1 protein-coding gene is annotated in these 1,082 nt (G+C 41.3%); it reads left to right on the forward strand.

Going from position 1 to position 1,082, the window contains the following annotated elements; all coding sequences use genetic code 11:
- Positions 1–358: 358 nt before the first annotated feature.
- Positions 359–1,082 (forward strand): integrase catalytic domain-containing protein (locus tag N7974_RS20625; RefSeq protein ID WP_262967407.1); only part of this gene is annotated, 724 nt, incomplete at its 3' end.

The raw sequence follows: 1,082 nt of genomic DNA on the forward strand, positions 1-1,082 counted from the left end.
TGAACTCCAGGCAATTTTTTTAAGCTTGCCAAAATACGAGTCCACTCTTCATCACTTAATGTTATCCGCTTCATTTCATTCAAAACGGCTTATTCTACCGGATTGGTGAAACGTCAACAGAACCTAGTACTCAGTCAATCTGATAATGTCGGATGCCATGTCAGTAATTTCGTTATTACAGGGCTACTTTTATCCGACATATCAACGCTGACTGAGTACTAGACCTGGCAATTTATTAAAAAATCAGATTCAGATACGTACCTTTGCCGATTGGGACGACGTAACTCCAGGCTACTTAGAAGCAGACCTGGTTGCTCACTGTGGTGGCAATACGAACGGTGCTTTCTTAAACACTCTGGTGCTGGTTGACATTGCTACAGGTTGGCTAGAATGTATTCCCTTGCTACGAAAAAGCGCCAAAGACGTCATTGACGGATTACGTATCGTAGATGAGTTATTGCCATTCCCTATGCAAGGACTCGATACGGATTGTGGCAGTGAATTTATTAACTATGAGCTATTGGATTACTGTGAGGATAGACAAATCACCTTTACGAAGGCACGCACACACCGAAAAAATGATCAGGCTCATATTGAAGAAAAGAATGGCTCAGTTGTGCGCCGACTCGTTGGTTATGACAGATTAGAAGACAGAAAAGCTTGGGAAGCTCTAGTTCAGCTATATCGGGTGCTCAGGAAGTATATTACTTATTTCCAACCCTCATTGAAATTGATAGGGAAAGAACGATGCGGAGCAAAAGTTTCAAAAAAATACGACTCTGCAAAAACGCCGTATCAACGTGTTCTGCTTTCTGAGCATATTAGCCAGGCAAATAAAGATTTGCTAACACACGAATATGAGGCAATTGATCCTGTTAACATGCTCAATCAACTGGAAATATTACAGGACCAATTATGGACATTTTCATGGAATAAAAATGGCAAGGCAGAAACCCATGTTGCCGATTGCGCAGCAGATAATGTGGGTGATCAAGAGCCTGTTAAGCCAGTGGAAAATACTCCTGTAAGTCGTTATTACCGAACCAATAAAATAACTGACTTAAGAAAAGCACCACGCATCT

Source organism: Methylobacter psychrophilus, from assembly GCF_025583945.1.
Lineage (GTDB): Bacteria > Pseudomonadota > Gammaproteobacteria > Methylococcales > Methylomonadaceae > Methylobacter_C > Methylobacter_C psychrophilus.